Source organism: Streptomyces sp. NPDC055632 (genome assembly GCF_053618675.1).
Genome location: NZ_JBSHHY010000018.1, coordinates 80458 through 99009, shown reverse-complemented (window position 1 = coordinate 99009; position 18552 = coordinate 80458). Strand labels below are relative to the sequence as shown.

The 18552-nt window shown below is 74.1% G+C and carries 15 protein-coding genes; 11 read left to right on the top strand and 4 right to left on the bottom strand.

The window, feature by feature from the left end; translation table 11 throughout:
* The first annotated feature begins 86 nt into the window (after positions 1-86).
* The 5 genes from ACWGSR_RS23025 to ACWGSR_RS23005 are packed head-to-tail and all read left to right on the top strand — an operon-like array spanning position 87 to position 4191.
* A complete protein-coding gene (locus ACWGSR_RS23025) occupies positions 87-1274 on the top strand; it encodes a cytochrome P450 (protein WP_376246943.1) in 1188 nt (395 codons plus the stop codon).
* Positions 1275-1279: 5 nt separating this feature from the next.
* Positions 1280-1486 carry a ferredoxin gene (locus ACWGSR_RS23020; RefSeq protein WP_376246955.1) on the top strand — a complete coding sequence of 69 codons (207 nt, stop codon included), beginning with the start codon at positions 1280-1282 and terminating at the stop codon, positions 1484-1486.
* A gap of 57 nt (positions 1487-1543) precedes the next feature.
* Positions 1544-2731: an acyltransferase family protein gene (locus tag ACWGSR_RS23015; protein WP_376246940.1), complete on the top strand. Its 1188-nt coding sequence runs from the start codon at positions 1544-1546 to the stop codon at positions 2729-2731.
* 27 nt (positions 2732-2758) lie between these two features.
* The gene (locus ACWGSR_RS23010) at positions 2759-3970 is read left to right on the top strand and encodes a cytochrome P450 (protein ID WP_453568564.1); all 1212 of its coding nucleotides are present in this window, start codon (positions 2759-2761) and stop codon (positions 3968-3970) included.
* A gap of 14 nt (positions 3971-3984) precedes the next feature.
* Entirely contained in the window at positions 3985-4191 is a 207-nt protein-coding gene (locus tag ACWGSR_RS23005) for a ferredoxin (protein ID WP_383160245.1), read from the top strand.
* Between the two features lie 146 nt (positions 4192-4337).
* On the opposite strand, the gene ACWGSR_RS23000 is transcribed toward ACWGSR_RS23005, so the two are convergent.
* The 3 genes from ACWGSR_RS23000 to ACWGSR_RS22990 form a co-directional block, all read right to left on the bottom strand.
* Positions 4338-5306 (bottom strand): aldo/keto reductase, encoded by a 969-nt coding sequence (locus ACWGSR_RS23000; protein ID WP_453568612.1) that lies wholly within the window; start codon positions 5304-5306, stop codon positions 4338-4340.
* A 95-nt stretch (positions 5307-5401) separates the two neighbouring features.
* Positions 5402-5917, bottom strand: coding sequence for an allene oxide cyclase barrel-like domain-containing protein (locus ACWGSR_RS22995; RefSeq protein ID WP_366378923.1), 516 nt, complete (start codon positions 5915-5917; stop codon positions 5402-5404).
* A 101-nt stretch (positions 5918-6018) separates the two neighbouring features.
* On the bottom strand, positions 6019-6618 hold the full coding sequence (locus ACWGSR_RS22990; RefSeq protein WP_376235399.1) for a TetR/AcrR family transcriptional regulator: 600 nt from the start codon (positions 6616-6618) through the stop codon (positions 6019-6021).
* 450 nt (positions 6619-7068) lie between these two features.
* Here ACWGSR_RS22990 and ACWGSR_RS22985 point away from each other — a divergent pair, with 450 nt between their 5' ends.
* Both ACWGSR_RS22985 and ACWGSR_RS22980 read left to right on the top strand, forming a co-directional pair.
* Positions 7069-8499: an MFS transporter gene (locus ACWGSR_RS22985; protein ID WP_376235401.1), complete on the top strand. Its 1431-nt coding sequence runs from the start codon at positions 7069-7071 to the stop codon at positions 8497-8499.
* 275 nt (positions 8500-8774) lie between these two features.
* On the top strand, positions 8775-11534 hold the full coding sequence (locus ACWGSR_RS22980; RefSeq protein WP_453568560.1) for an AAA family ATPase: 2760 nt from the start codon (positions 8775-8777) through the stop codon (positions 11532-11534).
* An 88-nt stretch (positions 11535-11622) separates the two neighbouring features.
* Here ACWGSR_RS22980 and ACWGSR_RS22975 read toward each other — a convergent pair whose 3' ends face one another.
* Positions 11623-12396 (bottom strand): AfsR/SARP family transcriptional regulator, encoded by a 774-nt coding sequence (locus tag ACWGSR_RS22975; protein ID WP_376235406.1) that lies wholly within the window; start codon positions 12394-12396, stop codon positions 11623-11625.
* A gap of 196 nt (positions 12397-12592) precedes the next feature.
* Here ACWGSR_RS22975 and ACWGSR_RS22970 point away from each other — a divergent pair, with 196 nt between their 5' ends.
* The 4 genes from ACWGSR_RS22970 to ACWGSR_RS22955 all read left to right on the top strand — a co-directional run bounded on the left by ACWGSR_RS22970 (position 12593) and on the right by ACWGSR_RS22955 (position 18375).
* A complete protein-coding gene (locus ACWGSR_RS22970) occupies positions 12593-12796 on the top strand; it encodes a DUF6059 family protein (RefSeq protein WP_453568558.1) in 204 nt (67 codons plus the stop codon).
* Positions 12797-12884: 88 nt separating this feature from the next.
* On the top strand, positions 12885-13721 hold the full coding sequence (locus ACWGSR_RS22965; RefSeq protein WP_453568556.1) for a hypothetical protein: 837 nt from the start codon (positions 12885-12887) through the stop codon (positions 13719-13721).
* A 167-nt stretch (positions 13722-13888) separates the two neighbouring features.
* Entirely contained in the window at positions 13889-18094 is a 4206-nt protein-coding gene (locus ACWGSR_RS22960; RefSeq protein ID WP_453568554.1) for a SpoIIE family protein phosphatase, read from the top strand.
* Entirely contained in the window at positions 18094-18375 is a 282-nt protein-coding gene (locus tag ACWGSR_RS22955; RefSeq protein WP_376235416.1) for an STAS domain-containing protein, read from the top strand. Before ACWGSR_RS22960 ends, ACWGSR_RS22955 begins: the two co-directional genes overlap by 1 nt.
* The last annotated feature ends 177 nt before the right edge of the window (positions 18376-18552 follow it).

Genomic DNA, 18552 nt, shown 5'->3' with positions numbered 1-18552 from the left:
GCCCACGGGTCCGGTCGGGGGAGCCCCCGCACCCGCCCCGTCACCCGCATCCCGGCGTTCCGCCCCGTTCGAAGGACGAGAAGGCAATGGCAGAAGCACCGCCGTACCCGCAGCCGCGCACGTGCCCCTACCAGCCGCCCGCCGGATACCGCGAGATCGGCGAGGCGGGGCCGGTCCTCAAGGTGACCCTGTTCGACGGCCGCGAGGCCTGGATGGTCACCGGCTACAAGGAGTCCCGGGAGATCCTCACCCACCCGAACCTCTCCTCGCTGCGCACCCACCCCGACTTCCCCATCGTCGCGCCCCGGTTCCGGTCCCACATCGCCCGGAGCCTCGCCCTGATCGCGATGGACCCGCCGCAGCACGACATCTACCGGCGCTACCTCAACCCGCACTTCAGCCTCAAGCAGGTCAGGCGGATGCGGCCGGAGATCGAGAAGATCGTCTCCGGCTTCGTCGACCGGATCATCGCCCACGGCCCGCCGGCCGACCTGGTGCCGCTGCTCGCCGTGCCGCTGCCGTCCCTCGTCATCTGCCGCCACCTCGGCGTCCCCTACGAGGACCACGAGTTCTTCCAGGACGCCAGCGGCAAGGTCATGCTGGGCACCGAGGAGGAATCGGCGACCGCCGCGCAGAACCTCGTCGACTACATCGACGGCCTGGTCACCGAGCAGATCAAGTCCCCCACGGACGGACTGCTCGGACAGCTCGTCACCGAGCGGGTGCTCACCGGCGACATCGGCCACGAGGAGCTCGTCTCCATCGCGCTCGTCCTGCTGATCGCCGCGCACGAGACCACCTCCTCGTCCCTGGCCCTCGGCCTCATCACCCTCCTCGAACACCCCGACCAGCTCGCGAAGCTCCACGAGGACCGCGAACGGCTGCCCGGCGCCGTCGAGGAGCTGCTGCGCTTCATCGCCACCACCGACCTCGTCGCCACCCGGATCGCCAAGGGCGACATCGAGATCGCCGGTCACCTCATCCGCGAGGGCGAGGGCGTCCTCGTCTCCGGGACCCTCGCCAACCGCGACGAGAACTTCCACGAGCGCCCCGACGAGTTCGACGTGCTGCGCTCCGACACCCACCACGTGACCTTCGGCTTCGGCATCCACCAGTGCCTCGGCCAGAACCTCGCCCGCCTCGAACTGGAGGTCGCCTTCCGGGAGCTGCTCACCCGCATCCCCGGCATGCGCCTGGCGGTCGGCGTGGACGAGCTGCCGATCCTCGGCGCGGGCACGGTGCAGCGCGTGCTGTCCCTGCCCGTCGAGTGGTGACCGCGATGCGGCTGCACGCCGACCGGGAGTCCTGCATCAGCGGCGGCCGCTGCATGGCCACCCTCCCCGAGGTCTTCGACCAGGACGACGAGGGCCTCGTCGTCGTCCTGACCCCGGAACCCGCGCCGGAACACCACGACAAGGCCCGCAAGGCCGCCTACCTGTGCCCGGCACGGGCCATCGACATCACCGAGCGCCCGTCCCCGCACTGACCCGGCGACGGCCCCCGCACGAGAACCCCCACGAGAACCCCCGACGAGAAGAGACACATGTCCTCCCAGCCGACGGAGCCCTCCAGACTCCCCTCGCTCACCGGAATGCGCTTCGCCGCGGCCTTCCTGGTCTTCCTCTGCCACTCCTTCGTCCTCGGCTTCTACCACCCGGACACCGAGGCGGCCCTGCGGCCCTACGCCTTCGCGATCGGCTGGCTCGGGGTGGAGTTCTTCTTCGTCCTCAGCGGCTTCGTCCTCACCTGGTCGGTACGGGAGGGGCAGCCGGCCGGCCGCTTCTGGCGCCGCCGGCTGGCCAAGGTCTACCCGAACCACGTCGTCACCTGGTTCGCCGCCCTCGGCCTCGCGCTCTGGGCCGGGCAGACGCTCGACCTGTTCAAGCTGCTGCCGAGCCTGTTCCTGGTGCACACCTGGTACCCGCGGCTCGACGTCATCCTGTCCCTCAACGTGGTCACCTGGTCCCTCGCCTGCGACCTGCTGTTCTACCTCGCGTTCCCGCTCCTGTACGCCCTCGTCCGGCGCATCCCGGCCCACCGGCTGTGGTGGGCCGCGGGCGCCCTCGTCGCGGTCGTCATGCTGCTGCCCGCCGTCGCGCAGGCCTGGCTGCCGGGCGCGCCGAAGCTGCCGGGGCAGGACATGTCGCTCACCCAGAACTGGTTCCTGGTGTCCTTCCCGCCCATACGCGCGCTGGACTTCACGCTCGGCATCGTCATGGCCCGGATCGTCCGCACCGGCGGCTGGATCCGGTTCGGCCCGGTGCCGGCGCTCGCGCTGCTCGTCCTCGGCTTCGCCGTCCAGGTCTCCCAGTTCCCGGGCGTCTACAGCCTCACCGCGCCGATCGTGGCCCCGCTCGCCCTGCTGATCCCGGCGGTGGCCACGGCGGACGTGCGCGGCGGCTTCTCGCCCTTCCGGGGCCGCGCCCTGCAGTGGCTGGGCACCGTGTCGTACGCCTCGTACCTCGTGCACTTCCTGGTCCTGACGTACGGGCACACGGTCCTCGGCGCGGGCCGGACCTGGGACGTGGTGCAGGCCACCGGCCTCCTCGCGGCGCTGTTCGCCGTCACCACCCTGCTCTCCTGGGCGCTGCACCGGTTCGTGGAGGAGCCGGGGATGCGCAGGTGGGGGCGGCCGCGGAAGATCCCCGCCCCGCACGTCGTCCCGCTGCCGACCCCGGCGGCGGGCGGAAAGGCCCCGGCGGCGCCCACCGCGCCGGCGGCGTCGGACTGACCCGACACGACGGAAGGAACGCGTACGGTGCTCTCCTACCCCCAGGACAGGACCTGTCCCTACCAACCCTCCCCGGCCTACCGGGAACTCGGGAGGAACGGCCCGCTGCACCGGGTGTCCCTGTGGGACGGATCGTCCCTCTGGATGGTCACCGGGCACGCCGCCGGCCGGAAGCTCCTCGCCGACCCGCGGCTCTCCGCCGACCGCTCCCGGGACGACTTCCCCGTGGTGCTGCCGCGCTTCGAGGCGCCCATCTTCAAACCGATCGCCGTCATCGGCTTCGATCCGCCGGTGCACGACGTGCACCGGCGCCTGCTCGCCCCCGACTTCAGCCTCAAGCACGTCCGCGAGATGCGCGCCGGGGTCGAGGAACTGACCGGCGCACTGGTGGACGACATGCTCCGCAAGGGACCGCCCGCGGACCTGGTCGAGGACTTCGCCCTGCCCATCCCCTCGATGGTCATCTCCCAGCTGCTCGGCGTCCCGTACGAGGACCACGCCTTCTTCGAGGAGAAGACCGTGGGACTGCTCCAGGCGAAGGACGCCGAGGGCGCGGAGGCGGCGGGCCGGGCGCTGTGGGACTACCTCGACGGGCTCCTCACCGCGAACGAGCGCGCGCCGGGCGGCGGCGACGGGGTGCTCGGCCGGCTCGCCGGCCGGGTCGACGGCGAGGACCTCACCCGGGACGACCTGCTGCGGATCGCGCTGGCCCTGCTGATCGGCGGCCACGACACGACCTCGCAGATGATCGCCCTCGGCGTGGTCACCCTCCTCGAACACCCCGATCAGCTGGCCGCGTTCCGCGCGGCGCCGCCGGAGGCGGTGCCGGCGGCCGTCGACGAACTGCTGCGGATGGTCTCCGTGACGGACGTCTCCGGGGTCCGGGTCGCGAAGGAGGACATCGAGATCGACGGAGAGGTCATCAGGGCGGGGGAGGGGGTCCTCGTCTCCTCCTCGATGACCAACCGCGACCCCGCCGTGTACGAGGACCCGTACACCTTCGACATCCACCGGTCCGAGGGCCGCGGCGGCGCGGCGGCGGCCCGGCAGCACCTCACGTTCGGCTTCGGCATCCACCAGTGCCTGGGCCAGAACCTCGCGCGGATGGAGCTGGAGGTGGCCTTCACCACGCTGTTCGCCCGGATCCCGGGGCTGCGGCCGGCCGTTCCGGTCGCCGAACTGCCGTCCCGCAGCGGCGGCACGATGCAGGGCGTGCACCGCCTGCCGGTCGAGTGGTGAGGGAGGGGACGACGATGCGGGTGCACGCCGACCGGAACCGCTGCATGGCGGCCGGACACTGCGCGGTCACCGTCCCCGGGGTCTTCGACCACGGCGACGACGGCCTGGTGGTGGTCGTGGACGAGAAGCCGGGCGAGGACCTCCTGGAGGAGCTCGAACTGGCCGTTGACCTCTGCCCGTCACGGGCGCTCTCGCTGTCACGGGAGGAGGTGCCCGGGTAGGAGCCGGTGAAGGGGACGACGAAGGACGGTGGGGCGGCCTCCCTCTCGGGGAGGCCGCCCCACCGTCCTTCATGCGGTCCGGAGGACCCGGAACCGCGTCCTTCGTACGGGCCGGAGGACCCGGAAGGCCCCCGGGAACCCGTCCGTCACTCCTCGATGTACGCGAGGCTCTGCTCGTTCCAGCGGGCGCCGTGGACCTCGTCCGCCGGGACCGCCGCCTCGACCGCCGCGAGCTGGGACGGGGTGAGCCGGAGACCGACCGCCGAGGCGTTCTCCGCCAGGTGCTCCGGGTCGCCGGTACCGGGGACGGGGACGACGTCCGGCCCCCGGTGGTGCAGCCAGGCCAGCGCCAACCGGGCGGCGCTCGTACCGAGTTCGGACGCGAGCGCGGTCAGCCGGTCGGCCAGCGGCAGGTTCGCGGCGAGGTTGTCCCGGGTGAACCGGGGCAGTCCGAAGCCGCGGAAGTCGCCCTCGCCGAACGCGTCGGCGGAGCGGACCGTGCCGGTCAGGAACCCGCGACCGAGCGGCGCGTACGGGACGATCGCGATGCCGAGCCGCCGGCACACCCCCGCCACCTCGCGCTCGATGCCCCGCGACCACAGCGACCACTCGGTCTGCAGCGCGGCCACCGGGGCGACGGCGTGCGCCCGCTCCAGGGTCCGCGGTCCCGCCTCGCTCAGCCCGAACTCCCGGATCTTGCCCTCCTTCCGGAGTTCGGCCAGCGCCCCGACGGTCTCCTCGACGGGGACGTTCCGGTCGGGGCGGGTGAGCGTGAACAGGTCGATGTGCTCGACGCCGAGCCTGCGGAGCGAGGCCTCGCAGCTCTCCCGGACGTGGGCCGCGTCGCCGCGGATGCCCGTACCGACGCCCGTGCCGGGCCGGACGACGCCGAACTTCGTCGAGATCACCGCCTCGTCGCGGCGCCCGGCGACCGCCCGGCCGATCAGCTCCTCGTTCGCGCCGTGCCCGTACACGTCGGCGGTGTCGAGGAGGGTGACGCCCAGGTCGAGGGCGCGCCGGATCGTGGCGATCGCGGTCTCCGGGGCGACCGGCCCGTAGAACTCGGACAGGCCCAGGCAGCCGAGCCCCTGGGCGCCCACGGTCAGCGAGCCGATGCGACGGGTGGGAAGCGGCGCGGGGGGAGCGGGGGAGGGGGGTGCGGGCGAGGGCGCGGCGGGGCGCGCCGCGGAGGTCGATGACACGGCGGCCGTCACCTCCGGTACAGGACGATCGAGGACTCGTACGTCGTGTGCGACTCCTTGGCCACCGGGCGGAACTGCCGGAAGCCGATCGCGCCGCGCAGCGGACCGCTGACCACGACGGCGGGGAACGTCGCGTGCTCGCCGGCGGTCAGCCGGGCGTCGTCGACGAGTCCGCCCGCCCGGACGACGTTGCCGTCGTCGAGCGTGATCTCCTCGCCGAAGTACGCGATGAAGTGCCCGTCCTCCTCACGGCGGTAGAGCATCCGGCCGGCGCCCTCGGTCCGCCCGATCCGCGTGCCGTCGGGGCCGAAGATCTCCAGCCGGACGGTGGCGAAGTCCTTCTCGGTGGGGGTGGTGCCGGTGGGGTCCGGGTTGTTCGACTCGTACGCGACGACCTTCTCGGTGAGGTCGCGCAGGATCAGCGACCTGCCGGTGTCGCGGAGGGCGCCGACCTCCGGGGAGACGGTCTTCGGGGGTGTGGCGACCAGCGGCGTGAGCCAGTCGGACAGGACCTGCAACACCACGATGAGCCCTCCTGATGCGGGATGTACCGATTCCCGCCCGACGCTAGGAGGGCCCTCTCAAGCGGTCCTAAAGGGGCGGAGCGGGGTCGTCCGCCCGGGGCTCATCCGGCCTGCGGGTGCGCGACGATGCCTTCCAGGACCAGGCGCAGGTACCGGTCGCCGCGCTCCCCTCCGCCGGGCAGCGCGTTCTCCCGCACCCAGGCCGCCCCGCTGAGCAGGTCGAACAGCTCGTCCGGCGTGACGTCGGCGCGCACCCGCCCGGCCCGCTGGGCGGCGCGCAGCAGCTCCGCGCCGCCGCTGTGCATCGCGGCGCACGCGGCGTGCGAGGGCGTGCCCTCGTCGTACATGCTCCGGGTGAGGATGCCGACCAGGCCGCGGAACGTGCTGAAGTGCCGTACGGCGCGGCTCATCCAGGCGGCCAGCGCCTCCAGCGGGTCCCCGTCCCCGGCCAGGCTCTCGGCGCGCGCGACGAGGTCGGCGAGCCCGTCCCGGGTGGCCGCCTCGACCAGCGCGGCGCGGGTCGGGAAGTGGCGGTAGAGCGTGCCGATCGCGACGCCGGCCCGGGCGGCGATGTCCTCCAGGGAGGCGTCGGAGCCCTCCGCCTCGAAGGCCTTGCGGGCCGAGGCCAGGATCGCGTCGTAGTTGCGGGCGCCGTCGGCCCGCTTCGGGCGCTGCGCGATGTAGGGCGGGTTGTCTGCCACGGGGCCTCCACTTGACTACCTGAGGTCGCCTCAGGTTAACTGCGGCCAACTAACCTGAGGCTGTCTCACGATAGTAGCCCGCGCCGGTCGGCCGCGCACCGGACGGCCGTGCGCCCACGGCTCCGCCGCTCCGGCGGGACCCCTGCCGGACGCCCCGCTTCCGGCGGCACCACCGCGCCCGACCGGCTCCACCCGACCCGCTCCACGCGAACCGCTCCACCCGAACCGCTCCACGCGAACCGCTTCACCCAAGCCGCTCCATCCGAACCGCCTCACCCGATCCGTCCCCCTCGTCCCGCCGCACCCGACCCCGCCCGAGCCGACCCCACTCGGCCCGACCCGCCGCGCCCGACCCGCCTCACCCGTCCCGTCCCATCCGAACCGCCGCGCCCGATCCGCCCCACCCGATCCGCATCCCGGCGGACGGCCGCCGACCGTGGAGGACCACCCGTGACCGCAGAAACCGTCCCCGACGGCATCCCGAAGGACGCCGCCCCCGCACGCGCCCCCTGGGGCCTCGCCCTCACCGCCATCGTCGGCGCCGAGTTCATGCTCCAGCTCGACGGCACCATCGTGAACGTCGCCCTGCCCGCCCTCCAGAAGGACCTCGACGTCACCGTCGCCTCGGCCTCCTGGGTGCCCAACGCCTTCCTCCTCGCCTTCGGCGGCCTGCTGCTCCTCGCCGGCCGGCTCGGCGACGTCCTCGGCCACCGCAAGGTCTTCCTCGGCGGCATCCTGCTCGTCGTCGCGGCCTCGCTGCTCGCCGGCCTCGCCCCCAACCTGGAGGTCCTGCTCGTCGGACGCGCCCTCCAGGGCGCCGGCGCCGCCGTCGCCGGACCGACCGGACTCGCCCTCCTCGCCCTCGTCTTCGAGGGCGAACGCCGACAGCGCGCCTTCGGCCTCTACTCCACCGTCACCGGACTCGGCGCGTCCGCGGGCATGGTCCTCGGCGGCCTCCTGACCTGGGTCGGGGACTGGCGCTGGAGCCTCCTCGTCAACGTCCCCGTCGGCCTCGTCCTGGTGCTCGTCGCCGTCAAGGCGCTCGGCACCGACGACGGCCCCACCCGCCGCCGCTCCCTCGGCCTGCCCAGCGCCGTCCTCGTCGGCGGCGCGGTGACCGCCCTCGTATACGGATTCGTGCACGCCGCCGAGAAGGGCTGGAGCGACACCGGGACCGTCGTCCCGCTCGCCGTCTCCGCCGTGCTGTGGATCGCGCTGTTCGCCGTCGACGGGCGCAGCGCCGAACCCCTCCTGCCCGGCCGGATCTTCGCCGACCGGGTGCGCGCCGGCTCCTTCCTCAACCTGCTGCTGCTCGCCGCCGTCCTGACGAGCTACCTCGTCTACCTGGTCCAGTACCTCCAGAACGTGCTGGGCCTGAACGCCCTCCAGAGCGGCCTCGCCATCCTGCCCTTCGGCGCCGCCCTGCTGCTCACCACCCAGGTCCTCACCCCGCGCATCGCCGCGATCGACCTCAAGCTCCGTGCGATCGGCGGCCTGGTCGTCGTCCTCGCCGGGGTGGCCTGGCTGAGCCTGCTCGACGGCGACAGCACGTACGCCGCCGGAGTCCTGCCCCAGATCGTGCTGATCGGCGTCGGGGTCGGCGTGTCCATCATCCCGTTCAACATCATCATCCTGACGACGGCCCCGCCCGAGTACGCCGGCGTCACGGCCGGAGTCCTGCAGACCGCCCTGACCATCGGCGGCTCGGTCGGCCTCGCGGTGCTGCTCGTCCCCTTCACCGGGGGCAGCGGCGAGACCGCCGACACGATCTCCTCCGTGTTCCTCTGGGCCTCGGGGCTGACCGTCCTCGCGCTGCTCGTCGCCGTCCTGTTCTGGTACGGCCCGGGAGCGAGGAAGGCGGCCGCCGCGCCCCAGGAGTGAACCGCCCGCCGGGGCCCGCGACCGAAGCGGCCACCGCGACCCCGGGGCGGAGCGACCGCCGGCGGGCCGGGACGTCCCTCCCGGCCCGCCGGCCCGTCCGTACGCGGTCGCCCAGTCCGTACGCGGTCGCCCCGTCCGTACGCGGTTGCATGAAGGTTTTGTTGCGGGACAAACCTCCCTCCCCCCGCTCTCCTATGCTGCTGTCCGCCCCTCGTTCCGCGTGATCGGCGGGGTGCCCGGACCGCAGTTCAGACCGCGGAAGGAGACCTGCCGCCATGGTCACCGCCCTCGAATCGAGACACGCCCGCACCACCGTCCGCCACACGGAACGGGACACCCTCAGGCAGATCGTCCGGTCGGCCGCGGTCGGCCGCGACACCGTCGTGGAACTCACCGGCGACCCCGGCTCGGGCAAGACGGCCCTGCTCACCGCACTGGCCGCGGACGCCCGGCGCGAAGGCCTCGTGACGCTGCGCGGCCTGTGCGTCGCCAACACCGGGGAACCGGCCTCCTTCGCGCCCTTCCTGGAGGCCCTCGGCGGCCCGGGCTCCCCGGGCGCGCCCGGCGCCGACGGCCCGTCGCCGGCGATCGCCCGCCTGCTGCGCCGGCTCGCCCGCCCGCCCCGGGACCCCGACGCCCTCGTCCCGGCCGGCGGCGGACTCACCCGCGACTGCCAGTACTACGCCGAACTGCGCGGCCTGCTCGCCGACTGCGCGGCCGCCGCACCGCACGGACTCCTGCTGGTCCTCGACGACTTCCACTGGGCCGACCCGTGCTCCGTACGCCTCCTGGAGACCCTCATCCGCCGGCCGGTGGGCGGCGGGCTCGTCACCGTCGTCGCCCACCGCCCGCGCCAGGCCTCCGTCGGACTGCGCCTCGCGGTCCGGCACGGCGTGGAGCTCGGCACCGTCGACGAGGTGGGCCTCGGACCGCTGACCCCCGCGCAGAGCGCCGAACTCCTGGGCGCCGCGCCCGACACGCCGCGACTGCGCCGGCTCCACGCCCGCAGCGGGGGCAACCCGCTCCGCCTCGTCGCCCTCGCCGCCGCCGACGGCGGCCCCGACGACCCCGCCCACCTCGACGTCCGCCGGGACCTGGAGACCCGGCTCCTCGCCGAATGCGCCCCCCTGACCGCGCAGGAGCGCCTCACCGCGCACGCCGCCGCCGTCCTCGGCGAGGCCTTCGACGTCGAGTCGGTCGCCGCCGTCACCCGGTCGCCCCACGCCGAGGTCTGCCACGCCCTCGGCTCCCTCGAAGCCCGCGACCTCGTCCGCACCGCGCTCCGCCCCGGCACCCTGGCCTTCCGCGACACCCTGCTGCGGGACTTCCTGTACGCCGAGGCCGACGCCTGCTGGCGCGTCGAGGCGCACCGCCGCGCCCTCGTCCACCTCACCCGCCGCGGCGCCCCGCCGGTGGACCTCGCCCCGCACATCGTGCGCTCCGGCGCCCTCGCCACCCCCGAGGACCGGACCGCCCTCGTCGCCGCGACCAAGGACGCCCTGCCCGCGGGCCGCGCGTGCCGCGCCGCCCAGTGGACGGTCTTCGCCCTGCGGCTCCAGCGGGCGGCACCGGACGGGTCCGGACCCGACCTCGTCGGGCGCGACGTGTGGCTGCCCGTCGTCCGCGCCCTGGCGGCCGAGGGCGACCTCACCCGGCTGCGCTCCGTGACCCGCGAGGTCCTCGCGGCGTTCGCCGACCGGCCCGCAGCCGAGCGGGTGCCCGCCGTCGTCCCGCTCGCCCTGGTCCAGGCCGCCGCCGGCCTGGTCGAGGAGGCGCAGGCCCTGCTCACCCCGCTGCTCTCGGCCCGCCACACGAGCCCGGAGCAGGAGGCCGCGCTGCACGTGCAGTCCCAGCTCCTGTGGGTGCTCGCCGGCCAGCTCCCGCCCCGCGCGGACGTGGAGGCGCTGAACCGGCACCTGGCGGGCGCCTCCCCGCTCACCGCCGGCGGCGCGCTGGCGCTCCAGGGCCTGAGCACCGTTTTCGCCGGGGACCCGAGCGCCGCCGAGAGCGCCCTGGACGCGAGCGCCCAGCTGCTCGACGGCCTGGAGCCGGGCGCGCACGACCGCATCGACGTCTTCGCCTGCTACCTGCTCGTCCTGGCCTGCGGCGAGTCGGCCATGGGCTGGTACGGCCCGGCGCAGGCCCATGTGGAGCGGGGGCTCGCCGTGGCCCGGCTGCGCGGCGACCTCCCCCTGCTGCCCGCGCTGCTCAACGTCCTCGCCTACGTCGCCTACCAGTCGGGCCGGATGGCCGAGGCGCTGGAGACCGCGCAGGAGGCCCGGGCCGTCGCCCTCGCCGCGGGCCGGGACCACCTCGTGACGCTCGCCGACGCCGTCACGACCGCCGCCTGGGCCTGGCTCGGGGACACCGGGCCGCTCCGGCCGCGCCGCACCGCGCCGGACCCGGCCGGCGGCGACCTGCCCCGCACCTCCGTCGTCGCCCTGCTGCACGCCGAGGCGGCGCTCGCCGCCGGCGACGGCGCGGGCGCGCTGGCGCTGCTGTTCCCGGCCGACACCCGCCGGATGCCCGAACCGCCCGCCATCCTCGCGCCGCGCGTGTACGAACTCCTCGCGGCGGCCTGCGCGGCCACGGGCGCCGAGGCCGGCGAGTGGGCGCACCGCGCCGAGTCCGTCGCGGCCACGGTCAACGTCGCCGAGCAGCGCGGCCACGCCCTGCTGGCCCGCGGCCACGACCTGCGGGCGCGCTCGCTCCCGGAGCGGGCGGCGCGCTGCTACGAAGAGGCGTACGGGCTGCTCGGCGAGACGGCGGCCGGCATGCGCGCCCGCGACCTCGCCCGCGCCGCGACCGCGGCGGCCCGCGCCCACGAGGGCCCGGACGGCGGCGCGCTGGCCGAACTCACTCTGCGGGAACGGCAGGTCGCGGAGCTCGCGGGCGAGGGGCTGAAGACCCGGGACATCGCCGCACGGCTCCTGGTCAGCCCCCGCACGGTCGACGTCCACCTCACCCGGATCTACAGCAAGCTCGGCGTCCACACCCGCGCCGCGCTGGTCCGGCTGATGGCGCGCGCGGCCTGAGCGTGGCCCTCCGCCCGGGGACGGGGAGACGTCCCCGGGCCCGGCCGGAAGGCTCCGCCCGGCGACGGGGACGCGCCCCGGGCGGCGCTCAGCCCGCCGTGGGCAGGTCGAGCAGCCGGTCGGAGGTGAGGATCGCCCGGTGCAGCAGGCGCAGCGAACGGTGCGGCTCCAACCCCAGCTCGGCCCGCAGCACCCGCTGCGCCGAGCGGTAGACCTGAAGGGCCTCGGCCTGCCGCTCCGAGCGGTACAGCACCAGCATCAACTGCCGGTAGAACGACTCCCGCAGCGGGTACTGCGCGGTCAGCGTGCTCAGCAGCCCGATCACCTCGCGGTGCCGGCCGAGCGCCGTGCGCGCCTCCACCGACAGCTCCAGGCCCTGCAGCCGTTCCTCCTCCGCCCAGGTCGCGAACGAGGTGAGGACCGGCCCCTCCGCGAGCCCGTCGAGCACCGGACCCCGGAACAGCCCCGTGGCCCGCTCGAAGTGGTCCAGGGCCTCCTCGTGCCGTCCGGCCGCCCGCAGGCCGCGGCCCAGCCGCATGGCCTCCTTGAACTCCTCGACGTCCCAGGCGGCCCCGTCGAGCCGCAGCTCGTACCCGAGCGGCCGGGTGACGATGGCCCCGCCCTCCGGCGCGCCCGCGCGGGCCAGGAACTTGCGGAGCTGGGATATGTACACGTGGACCGCTGCCGAGGCCCTGCGTGGTGGTCTGTCCCCCCACAGCTCCGTGACGAGCCGTTCCTTGGTGATGACCCGGCCGCTCCCGATCAGCAGGGTGGCGAGCGTCGCCTCCACCTTCGGGGCGGACAGCGAATGGCTCTGCTCGGCGTGGCGAACGCGGAGGGGCCCAAGGAGTTCGTAGCGCATCGAGTCCTCGTCCAGTAGGGGAACAGGTGTCTGTGCCGGGTGGCTGATTCACTGTCACCTCCGTCCCGGGGTCCACGCATCGGGGAAAGTACGTACGTATCGCGCGCCGGCCGCGCCCGCCGCCCGCGGGCGGCCGCGACACGGCCCCGGCCTCCGGCTTTGGCGCCGCTTTGGCGCCCGGCCCGAGAGTGCGGGAATGCCGCTCTTCGTCCTCCGCCGCCTGACGGAGCTGTGGGAGGCCCTGATCGCCTTCGGCCACCTCTGGGTCCACATCCCCGTCCCCCCGCCCGCCGACCCCACCGGTCCCGCCCCCGGCCACCCGGAACGCCTGCGCCCGGACGTCCCGCCGACGGACCGGGAGCGGGCCCTGTGGAACGACCTCACGGGCGGGATCCGGTGACACGTCCCCGAACCGGGCGGTCCCACCCCGCCGGAGCACGCCTCGTACACATGTTTAGGCTGGTCGTCACACCACGAGGAGACGCACCATGCCCGTCCGCCCCAGCATCCTGTTCGTGACCGATCTCGCCTATCAGGCCCGGGGGCGGCGCTACTGCGACGAGGACATCCTCCTGACCTCGCGGCTGCGCGACGCCTTCGACGTGGCCCTGTGCCACCCCCGGGACGCCGCGGCGCTGATGGACGCCTTCGACGCGGTCGTGGTCCGCAACAGCGGGCCGGTGCTGCACTACCGCGAGGAGTACGACGCGTTCCGCGCGCGGGCCGCCGCACGGGGCACCCGGGTCTACAACCCCCTGCACGGGCGCGGAGACATGGCCGGCAAGCAGTACCTCCTCGACCTGACGGCGGACGGGTACCCGGTCATCCCCACCGTCGACCGCCCCGAGGACCTGCACGTGCTGCCCCGGGCCGAGAGGTACGCGGTCAAGCCGAGGGACGGGGCCGACTCCATCGGCCTGACCTTCGTCCCCCGGGACCGGCTCGACGGCCTCCCGTACGGCGACATCCTGGTCCAGCCGGGCGTCGACTTCCTCTACGAGGTGTCCTTCTACTACGTCGACGACGCCTTCCAGTACGCCCTCCACGCCCCCGACACCGACCGGCGCTGGGTCCTCGAACCCTACGAGCCGACCGACGCCGACCTCGCCTTCGCCCGCCGCTTCATCGACTGGAACACCCTCGACCACGGCATCCAGCGGGTGGACGCCTGCCGCACCCGGGACGGCGGACTGCTCCTGGTCGAGCTGGAGGACCTCAACCCCTACCTGTCCCTCGACCGGGTCCCCGCCCCGACCCGCGACGGCTTCGTGACCGCCGTGACGGCCTCCCTGCACCGGTTCCTGGACGCCGCGCCGCGCATCTGACGGGACACCCGAAGCCCCGCCCCGCTCGACTTCGACCACCGTGGCCACCACCACCCGTGCGGTTGTCTTATCCTACGGATGCGCCAGTGAATCCTCGGGCGGTGGAGAAGCACTCCGGCGTCTCCTGCGGGGTACCGGACCTGTGGCGTCCGACGAAAGGGTGGTCTGTGACGCGCTCGGAGGACGGCGGGCCCGCCACGCCGTCGACGGCTGTGACCGGGGTGTTCGGTGCCGACAAGGGGATCGGCGAGGACCTCGCCCGGGTGGACTGGGCGGCGACGCCGCTGGGACCGCCGCGGGACTGGCCGCAGAGCCTGCGGACCGCCGTGAGCATCCTGCTGTCGTCGAAGTTCGCCATGTGGATGGCCTGGGGGCCGGAGCTGACGTTCTTCTGCAACGACGCCTACCGGCGCGACACCCTGGGCCAGAAGTACCCCTGGGCGCTGGGCCGTCCCGCCGACGAGGTGTGGTCCGAGATCTGGGACGACGTCGGTCCGCGCATCGACACCGTCCTGAACAGCGGCGAGGCGACCTGGGACGAGGCGCTGCTGCTGTTCGTGGAGCGCTCCGGCTACCCCGAGGAGAGCTACCACACCTTCTCCTACAGCCCGCTGCGCGACGACGACGGCGCCGTGGTGGGCATGCTGTGCGTGGTCAGCGAGGACACGGAGCGGGTCATCGGCGAGCGCCGCATGGCGACCCTGCGCGACCTGGGCTCCGACCCGAGCGTCATCCGCACCGAGCCGGAGATGCTCGACTTCGCCGGCGAGCAGCTCCGCCGCAACCCGCACGACCTGCCGTTCGCCCTGACCTACCTCTTCCAGGACGACGGCACCGCCCGCCTCTCCTCGGCCGTCGGCATCCCGGCCGGCCACCCCGCGGCGGCGGAGACCCTCCCCGTCGGCTCCACGTCCGTGTGGCCGACGGACGCCCCGGCCCGCGGGGAGTCCCTGCTGGTGCCCCTGGACGGCGAGCCGTTCGGGGACCTGCCCTCCGGGGCGTGGGAAGGGGCCCCCACCCAGGCGCTGGTCGTCCCCCTGCTCCAGCAGGGCGGAACGCCGTACGGCTTCATGGTGGCCGGCCTGAACCGCTACCGCGCCCTGGACGAGGGCTACCGGGGCTTCGTGGAGCTGGTCGCCGGGCACATGGCCACCGGGGTCGCCAGCGCCCGCGGCTACCAGGCGCAGCAGCGCCGCGCCGAGGAGCTCGCGGAACTCGACCGCGCCAAGACGACGTTCTTCTCCAACATCAGCCACGAGTTCCGGACCCCCCTGACCCTGATCATGGGACCGGTCCAGGAACTGCGGCAGCAGCTCGCCGACGCGGAGCCGCGCGTGCGGGAGGAGCTGCGGGCCGTCCACCGCAACGGACTGCGGCTCGGCAAGCTGGTCAACACGCTCCTCGACTTCTCCCGCATCGAGGCGGGCCGGATGCAGGCGAGCTACGAACCGGTCGACCTGGCCGCGGTCACCGGCGAGCTGGCCAGCGTGTTCCGCTCCGCCGTCGACAAGGCCGGCCTGGACTTCCACGTCGACTGCGCGCCCCTGCCCGAGCCGGTGTACGTCGACCGCGGCATGTGGGAGAAGGTCGTCCTCAACCTGCTCAGCAACGCGTTGAAGTTCACCTTCGACGGCGCGATCCGCGTGGGCGTGCGCGCGGAGGACGGCGGGGCCGTGGTGACGGTCGCGGACACCGGGATCGGCGTGGCGGCCGAGGAGATGCCCCGGCTGTTCGAACGGTTCCACCGCATCGAGAACGCCCGCTCCCGCTCCGGCGAGGGCAGCGGCATCGGCCTGGCGCTGGTGAAGGAACTGGTCGGCCTGCACGGCGGCGCCATCACCGCCTCCTCCACCGAAGGGGAGGGCACCCGCTTCACCGTCCGGCTGCCCTTCGGCTCCGCCCACCTGCCCGCCGACGCCGTCCGGCCGGAGACGGACGCCGACGCGGTCCGTTCGGAGACGGGCACCGACGCGTTCTCCGCCACCGCCGACCCCTTCGTCCAGGAAGCCCTGCGCTGGCTGCCGGGCGAACGGACCGCGGCGACGGCCCCCGCGTTCGAGCCCGCCCCGGACACCGCGGAGACCGGCGACGACGCGCGGACGCCCCGCCCGACGGCCCCGGCGCGGGTGCTGATCGCCGACGACAACGCCGACATGCGCGAGTACCTCACCCGGCTGCTGCGCGGCGCCGGCCACCTGGTCCACGCGGTCGATGACGGCCGGCAGGCCCTCGACGCCATCCGCGCGGAGGCCCCCGACGTGGTGGTCAGCGACGTCATGATGCCCCGCCTGAACGGCCTGGACCTGGTCCGGGCGCTGCGCGTCGACCCGCGCACCGCCTCGGTGCCGGTCCTGCTCCTGTCCGCCCGCGCCGGACAGGAGGCGTCCATCGAGGGCCTGCGGGCGGGCGCGGACGACTACCTCGTCAAGCCGTTCGCGGCGGCCGAACTCCTCGCCCGGGTCGAGGCCAACGTGAAGCTGGCCCGGCTGCGCAACCACCACGCCCGCTGGCGCACCGCCCTCATCGACTCGCTCCAGGAGGCCTTCTTCGTCTGCGACGAGGACGGCGCGGTCATCGAGATCAACGCCTCCTTCACCACCATCCTCGGCTACGGCCCCGAGGGCCTGCCCTACCGGCCGGTCCACCCCTGGTGGCCGGACGCCGCCGCGCACCCCGAGGCCCACCGCCGGGTTGCCGAGGCCTTCGCCACGCTGACCGGCCAGGAGCGGGGCAGCTACACCATCCCGGTCACCCACCGGGACGGGCACCGCCTGTGGGTCACCGCCACGTTCAACCAGGTCCAGGACCCCGACACCGGTCGCACCGTGATCGTCGGAACCTTCCGCGACGTCACCGCGGAGCACTACGCCGTCCAGCGCGAGAGCGCCCTGGCCGCCCTGGGCGCCCGCCTCTCCCAGGCCCCCAGCCTGCCCGACGCCACGGCCGGCGCCCTGGAGGAGCTGAAGGAGGTGTGGCAGGCCCGGCACGTCGTCGCCGCGGTCTTCGGCCACGGCGACGAGCCCGTCCTCACCGCCACCGACCCCTCCCTCACCTGGCGGGGACTGTCCGCCGAACGCCGTCACGCGCTCGCGGACCTGTGCCGGCAGCCGGAGCTCACCCCCGTCACCGACGGGAACGGGGCCGCCGTCCTCCTGGAGCACCCCGACGGCCCGCTCGTCCTCCGGATCGACCTGGACGAACAGCGCCCCTTCACCGGCGAGGACCAGCTCCTGCTGTCCCTCCTGGCCGGACGGCTGGCCCAGGGCCTGGCCCGCGCGCACCAGATCGACCAGCAGCGCGAGACCGCCATCGCCCTGCAGCGCGCCATCCTCGGCCCGTCCCACCTGCCCGACGGCTTCGCCGTCCGCTACGAGCCGGCCACCCGGCCCCTGGAGGTCGGCGGCGACTGGTACGACACCGTCACCCTGCCCGACGGCCGCATCGGCATCGTCGTCGGCGACTGCGTCGGCCGCGGCCTGGAGGCCGCCAGCGTCATGGGCCAGCTGCGCAGCGCCTGCCGCGCCCTGCTGCTGCAGGACGCCGGACCGGCCCAGGCGCTCATGGCCCTGGACCGGTTCGCCGCCGGCGTCCCCGGCGCGGTGTGCACCACCGTCTTCTGCGGGGTCCTCGACGCCCGGACCGGAGAACTCACCTACTCCAGTGCCGGACACCCCCCGGGCATCCTCGTCCGCCCCGACGGCACCACCCGGCTCCTCGAAGACGGACGCTCCCTGCCCCTGGCCGTCCGCCCCGGCACCCCCCGCCCCGAGGGCAGCTGCACCATCTCGGCCCGCTCCACCCTGCTGCTGTACACCGACGGACTCGTCGAACGCCGCCGCCGCCCGCTCAGCGCGGGCATCGACCAGGCCGGCGAAGCGCTCCAGGACGGCCGGGACACCGCGATCGACGACCTCGCCACCGACGTCATGTCCCGGCTCGCCCCCGCCGGCGGCTACGACGACGACGTCGCCCTGCTGCTCTACCGGCACCCGGCCCCGCTGGAGATGTCCTTCCCCGCCGAGTCGGGCCAGCTCGCCCCCGTCCGCAAGGCCCTGCGCGGCTGGCTCGACCAGTGCGACCTGCCCCCGGGCACCGTGCAGAACATCCTCGTGGCGGCGGGCGAGGCCTGTGCCAACGCCATCGAGCACGGACACCGCGACGCCCCCGGCGACACCGTCTACTTCCGTGCCGAGGCGTCCGTCGACAACCTGCACCTGACCATCGCGGACACCGGCCGGTGGAAGGTCCCCCAACCCGAGCGCAACGCCCACCGCGGCCGCGGCATGGCCCTGATGCGGGCCCTGATGCAACAGGTCACCGTCACCCGGGGACCGACCGGGACCACCGTCGACATGCACACAAGGATCGCCTGATGACTGCACCCCTGACCCTCACGCCCGGTCGGCGGCCGGACGGCACGGCCGTGCTGACCGTGGTCGGCGAGATCGACATGAGCAACACGCACAGCCTGGCCGCCGCGCTCGACGGCACCCCCGGCCCCCTCGTCCTCGACCTGACCGACGTCGAGTACCTCGACAGCGCGGGCCTGAGCGTCCTCTTCTCCCACGCCGACCGCCTCGAACTCGTCGCGGGCCCGCTCCTGGCCCCGGTCCTGCGCATCTCCGGACTGACCGACCTCACCACGCGCCACTAGGAACGGTGCCGAAGGTCCCGGTGTGGCGCGCCGACGAGGGGGTAGGGGTCCGCTTCGGTCCGGATGGAACCCGGCGGTGACGAGGACCACGGCTCACCACCCGGAAAGCGGGATTCCGGGCAAACCGAGCTGAAAGTAGTATTCTCCCGGTCTTTACCATGGATTCCCGTTGGGAAC

Bases quoted from the DNA above. Each gene is read 5' to 3' on its own strand.
- ACWGSR_RS22980 (WP_453568560.1), top strand. From the start codon at position 8,775: ATGGTCACCGCCCTCGAATCGAGACACGCCCGCACCACCGTCCGCCAC.
- ACWGSR_RS22970 (WP_453568558.1), top strand. From the start codon at position 12,593: ATGCCGCTCTTCGTCCTCCGCCGCCTGACGGAGCTGTGGGAGGCCCTG.
- ACWGSR_RS23025 (WP_376246943.1), top strand. From the start codon at position 87: ATGGCAGAAGCACCGCCGTACCCGCAGCCGCGCACGTGCCCCTACCAG.
- ACWGSR_RS23005 (WP_383160245.1), top strand. From the start codon at position 3,985: ATGCGGGTGCACGCCGACCGGAACCGCTGCATGGCGGCCGGACACTGC.
- ACWGSR_RS22955 (WP_376235416.1), top strand. From the start codon at position 18,094: ATGACTGCACCCCTGACCCTCACGCCCGGTCGGCGGCCGGACGGCACG.
- ACWGSR_RS23015 (WP_376246940.1), top strand. From the start codon at position 1,544: ATGTCCTCCCAGCCGACGGAGCCCTCCAGACTCCCCTCGCTCACCGGA.
- ACWGSR_RS22975 (WP_376235406.1), bottom strand. From the start codon at position 12,396: ATGCGCTACGAACTCCTTGGGCCCCTCCGCGTTCGCCACGCCGAGCAG.
- ACWGSR_RS22965 (WP_453568556.1), top strand. From the start codon at position 12,885: ATGCCCGTCCGCCCCAGCATCCTGTTCGTGACCGATCTCGCCTATCAG.
- ACWGSR_RS23020 (WP_376246955.1), top strand. From the start codon at position 1,280: ATGCGGCTGCACGCCGACCGGGAGTCCTGCATCAGCGGCGGCCGCTGC.